The sequence below is a fragment of the Hydrogenophaga sp. genome (assembly GCF_041633695.1).
Lineage (GTDB): Bacteria > Pseudomonadota > Gammaproteobacteria > Burkholderiales > Burkholderiaceae_C > Hydrogenophaga.
The window spans coordinates 1-5,394 of sequence record NZ_JBFJMY010000290.1; the positions used below are offsets into that span (position 1 = coordinate 1).

A 5,394-nucleotide genomic window follows, 5' to 3' on the forward strand; every position below is an offset into this window, starting at 1 on the left:
GCGCCGAACATGATCGGCAGAATGAAGCCGCCCATGCCACCGGCCAGACCCACGATGCCGCTGATGGCACCGATGTTTTGCGGGTAGTCGTCGGCGATGTACTTGAAGACGCTGGCCTTGCCGAAGGCGAAGGCGATGCCCAGGGTGAACATCAAAAAGGTGAACGCGTACACGTTCAAGCCGAGGTGGAAGGTGGTGGGCCCGTTGACGGTCAACACGGTGAAATCGGTTTGCGGATAAGACAACAGGAACAAGCAAACCCAGCTCACCCACATCACCCACCAGGTGACGCTGTGCGCGCCCCATTTGTCCGACATGGCGCCACCCACAGCGCGCAGCACGCCACCGGGCAGCGAGAAGCAGGCGGCCAGCAGCGCGGCCACGCGGATGTCCAAGCCGTATTCGCCCACGTAGTACTGCACCATCCACAAGCTGAGCGCCACGTAACCGCCGAAGACGATGCTGTAGTACTGGCAGTACCGGAGCACGCGCGGGTCTTTCAGCGCCTTGAGCTGGTCGCTGAACTTGGTGTGGGCCGGCACCAGGTGTGCCGGATCCTGGTGGCTGAACAGCCAGAACACGACCACGGTGCCCAGCATGATGGCGGCGTAGACCTTGGGCACCATGGTCCAGCCAAAGGCCACCAGCAGCGCGGGCGCGACGAACTTGTTGACCGCAGCACCGGCGTTGCCCGCACCGAAAATGCCCATGGCCAGACCCTGGCGCTGCTTGGGAAACCAGCGCGCCACATAGGGTGTGCCGACCGAAAACGAACCGCCGGCCAAGCCCAGCACCAGGCCGATGACCAGGAAGTGCCAATAGGCGGTGGCGTAGGCCATGAGCCAGATCGCGGGCACGGTGGCGGCCAGCAGCACGGCCATCACGATGCGGCCACCGTACTGGTCGGTCCAGATGCCCAGGGGCACACGCACCAGCGATCCCGAGAGCACCGGCATGGCCATCAACAAGCCGAACTCGGTGGCGTTGAGGCCCAGGGTTTTCTTCAACGGGATGCCAACGACGGCAAACATCATCCACACCATGAAGCACACGGTGAAGGCCAGGGTGCTGACGATCAGCACCGACCAGGCTTTCTTGGGATCGAATTTTGTGGGGGTCATGTTTCCAGCTCCAGCAGACAGGACCCCACTGTCCCGCTTATGCGGGCGCCTGAACATCCGCCGTTGGTAGGCGCAGCCGGTTCAAACGGACGATGGCAGCCGGGGCTGCCATCGTTCTGAAGAACTACCCGAACCGGTTTCGCATCCGGTCTTGATCTGTGTCAACGACGCTGGCGGTGGGCGGCGTACACAGCGGCCTGCACGCGCGAGTTCAGCTGGAGCTTGCGCAGAATGTGCTGCACATGGATCTTGACCGTGGTCTCGGCGATGTCGAGTTCGCGTGCGATCAGCTTGTTGCTGTCGCCGCGCGCGATCAAGCCCAGGATTTCGTCTTCGCGTGGCGACAGCAGGTCCACCTCGGCGCCGCCCGGCGATCCCGGTGGCGGCGCACTGGCCGATACCGCTTCAGGTGTGCCGGTCCGCGTGCGAAACGCGCTCACCAGCTTGGTCGTCATCTTCGGGCTGACCACCGACTCACCCGCTTGCACCTTCATGATGAACTCGCACAGCTGGTCGGTCTCCACCGTCTTGAGCAAATAACCCGATGCGCCCGCCTGCAAGGCCGCGCTCAAGTCGTCCTCGTTTTCGCTCACGGTCAGCATCAGCACCCGGGTGCCGGGGGCAGCCTCCCGGATCGCGGCAATGCCGTCCACGCCGCGCACACCGGGCAGGTGGTTGTCGAGCAGCACCACGTCGGGCGCCTGTTGCCGCACGCAGCGCAGCGCCTCACCCATGTCACCGGCTTCGCCACACACCTGAAACCGCTCGTCTTGCGCGAGCAAGGCGATCAGGCCACGGCGGAACAAGGTGTGGTCATCGACCACCAACAGCTGTATCGCAGCGTTCATGCGACGGTCTCCACAGGGATTGGGGGGATCGGCAGGGCCGACCGTATCGCGGCCATCCGTTGCCCGTTGTGGACGCTGGCGGCCGCCACCGGGTGGGGTGGCAGCGTCAGGGTGACGCGTGTACCGTGGCCGGGTCGGGCCACCACATCCACGTCGGCGGCGATGCGCTCGGCGCGTTCGCGCATGATCTTCAGACCCACGTGGGTTTCGTCGGAGCGGTGGTCGGGATCAAAACCCAGGCCGTCGTCGCGGACCAGAAAACGCCAGCGTGCTCCCTTGATCACGTCCAGCGAAACCTGCTGGGCTTGCGCGTGTTTGCGCACATTCGACAAAGCTTCCTGCACGATGTGCAACACCTGCACCTGCACGTCGGAAGGCAGCGGCAGACCGTCGCCCTCGACATGGAAGTGCGTGACCAGACCGGTCTGGTGGCGGAATTTCTGCAGCGTCTCCTGCAAGGCCGGTTCGATCTCTTCGGCATTGGCGCGGGTGCGGAAATGCAGCAGCAGTTCGCGCACGTCGTTGATGCTCTCGCGCAAACCATGGTCCAGTTCGTCCAGCCGGGTTTGCACCTGCGTGTCTTGCTGCTTCTGGATCGCGGTGCGCAGCAACTGCGCTTGGATTTTCAGAAACGCCAGCGACTGCGCGATCGAGTCGTGCAACTCGCTCGCCAGCAAGGCACGCTCTTCGCTCACCGCCGCCTCGCGTTCCAACGCCGCCGCCCGCAGGCCTTCCAGGGCACTGGCCAGATGGCTGGCCAGTGCGTCCAGCAACTCTTTTTCGTCCACGCTCAGGGTGACTTCGTGGCGGTAAAACAGGTTGATCTCGCCCATCAGGCGCTGCTGCAAGCGCACCGGCACGCTCACCAGGTTCTCGTAGCCGGCCTTGGCGCAATGGCGCAGCGGTGCGTCGTCGTGGCCGTGTATGGGTATGACGCGGATGCGTGCATCGGGCTGCAAATTGCCGCAGGCACAGGCCCCGCTCACCAGGCTGCGCTCGTGTTCGGCCATGTCGTCGGGAAAGCAGTCGGTGGCCAGCATCAGATAACGCTGGCTGGCCTCGTCGGACCAGCGCACCGCCACCGCCTCGGCCCCCATGACCGTGCGCACCCGCTGCGCAAAGCCGCGCGACAGCTCGCTGATGCTGTTGGCTTGCGCCAGAAAGGCGCTGACCTCGTACAAGGCCTCCAGCCGCACCCGCTGCGCTTCGATGCGCTGGGTCTTGCTCGCGACCTTGGATTCCAAACCCTCGTAGAGCGATTGCAAGGTGCTGGCCATGCGGTTGAAGCCGGCCGCCACCTGACCAAACTCGTCCTGGCTCTCGACGTGGATGCGGGTGCCGAAATGGCCGGTCTCGACCTCGCGCAGGCCGGCGCGCAAATGGCTCAAAGGGTAGATCACGTACAGGTAACCGGTGTAGAGCATCACCACCGAGCCCAGTATGGCCAGGCCCATCATCAAAAACTGGAACAGGTTGAGCACCGCCGTCAGTTGCGACAGCTGCCGCTCGATGGACAGCACCAGGGCATCGATGGCATCGACGAATTCGCCGGCGGCGCGCAAGGTCTGCGCGTCGCTGAAGGGCTCGCCACCCACCCAGTGCTCACGCTGCGTCCGCCACAGCGCCTCCACGTCGGCGAATTGCTGGCGCACCTCATCGTCCCAGGGCACGAACAAGGGCCGGGAAGCGTCGCCCGCTTTCAGCAGAGCCAGGCTCTGGTCGAACTGCGACACCAGCGCCGCCACATCCGATGCGGGCAGACCGGCCTGCACCGCGCTGGACAAACGCCAGGTCTGCATGCGCATGCGCCCAGCCTCGTTCACCGAAGCCGCACCGCCCTCCAACTGCCAGGTGACCCACAAGGTGAGGCCGATCGAAGTCAGCGCCACGATGAGCAAGGCCGCACCGGTGCGAAACAGTTTGGCGGAGAGCGAAAGGGACTTGGGCATGAGTTGGGCTCGGGCGGGGTCAACACAAACCGCCGCGCCGTGCGAATCTGAACGGCGAAACGCCGACCGCCGGTACGAACGCCGCAGGCATGGAGGGATCCCAGGGTGCGATTCTCCCGCGCCGGGTGGGGCGCCGACTTGCGCTAGATCAAGGCAGTGCCATGTTGCGCTGCATCAAGGAAGCCGAGGCGGCTCGCTGCTACCGTCTCCTGCTGTTTGCACCAGGTGGCCCACGATCACCGCCCGCAGGCGCCACCCGCCCACGCACCATGAACCCCACCGCCTCACCAGCCCCCGAAACCAGCACGCCAACCCGCGCTCGCATGGACCTGGTCTGCCCCGCCGGCAGCCTGCCCGCCCTCAAGGCGGCTGTGGACAACGGCGCCAACTGTGTCTACCTCGGCCTGCGCGACGCGACCAACGCGCGCAACTTCGCAGGCCTCAACTTCGACGATGCCGCCATCGCCAGTGGCGTGGCCTACGCCCATGCCAGAGGCGCGCAGGTGTTCATGGCGCTCAACACCTATCCCCAGGCGGCCCAGCCCGAACGCTGGCGCACCGCCATGGACACAGCGGTGAACCTGGGTGTGGACGCCGTCATCCTGGCCGACCCCGGCCTGATGCGCTACGCCGTCGAGCGCCATCCCCAGCTGCGCCTGCACCTCTCGGTTCAAGGCTCGGCCACCAACTTTGATGCCATCAACCTGTACCACCAGCAGTTCGGCATTTCGCGCGCGGTGTTGCCGCGTGTGCTTTCGCTCGATCAGGTAAAGCAGGTGCTGCAGAAAACGCCGGTGGAGATCGAGGTGTTCGGCTTTGGCAGTCTGTGTGTGATGGTCGAAGGGCGCTGTGCGCTTTCGTCCTATGTCACCGGCGAATCACCCAACACGCATGGCGTGTGCTCACCGCCGAAAGCGGTGCGCTGGCAGGAAACGCCGCGCGGCCTGGAGTCGCGCCTGGGCGGCGTGCTGATCGACCGCTATGCGCCCGGCGAAAGCGCAGGCTATCCCACGCTGTGCAAAGGCCGCTTCGATGTGGAGGACGACCAGGCCTACTACGCCATCGAAGAACCCACCAGCCTCAACACCCTGACCCTGTTGCCGCAATTGCTTCAAATGGGCGTGCGCGCCATCAAGATCGAAGGCCGCCAGCGCAGTCCGGCCTACGTGGCGCAGGTCACCCATGTCTGGCGCGAGGCCATCGACCATTGCCTGGCCCAGCCACAGCACTACGCCCCCAGAGGTGCCTGGATGTCCGCCCTCGATGAGGTGGCCGAGGGCCAGCAGCACACGCTGGGTGCTTACCACCGGCCGTGGAAATGAGCTCCCCCGTGTATGAGCCCCCCCTGCGCCGCTTCGCGGCTTCCCCCCAGGGGGACCACGCCTGTGGCCCGGCAAAGCCGGTTCCACGGCGTGTGCTGGATGAAGACACCCGCTCCGGGTACGAATCTGGCTGTGTGCCATTGAATACATGACC

General features: G+C 65.1%; 4 protein-coding genes. 1 reads left to right on the forward strand and 3 read right to left on the reverse strand.

Annotation, left to right across the window (positions count from 1 at the left end; translation table 11 throughout):
• The 3 genes from ABYB95_RS16210 to ABYB95_RS16220 all read right to left on the reverse strand — a co-directional run.
• A partial coding sequence (locus ABYB95_RS16210) for a nitrate/nitrite transporter (RefSeq protein WP_372659597.1) occupies positions 1 to 1,121 on the reverse strand: 1,121 nt, incomplete at its 3' end.
• Between the two features lie 161 nt (positions 1,122 to 1,282).
• On the reverse strand, positions 1,283 to 1,969 hold the full coding sequence (locus tag ABYB95_RS16215; protein WP_372659598.1) for a response regulator: 687 nt from the start codon (positions 1,967 to 1,969) through the stop codon (positions 1,283 to 1,285).
• Positions 1,966 to 3,918 (reverse strand): type IV pili methyl-accepting chemotaxis transducer N-terminal domain-containing protein, encoded by a 1,953-nt coding sequence (locus ABYB95_RS16220; RefSeq protein WP_372659599.1) that lies wholly within the window; start codon positions 3,916 to 3,918, stop codon positions 1,966 to 1,968. Before ABYB95_RS16220 ends, ABYB95_RS16215 begins: the two co-directional genes overlap by 4 nt.
• A 269-nt stretch (positions 3,919 to 4,187) precedes the next feature.
• On the opposite strand from ABYB95_RS16220, the gene ABYB95_RS16225 reads away from it, so the two are divergent.
• Positions 4,188 to 5,240, forward strand: coding sequence for a peptidase U32 family protein (locus tag ABYB95_RS16225; RefSeq protein WP_372659600.1), 1,053 nt, complete (start codon positions 4,188 to 4,190; stop codon positions 5,238 to 5,240).
• Positions 5,241 to 5,394: the final 154 nt, after the last annotated feature.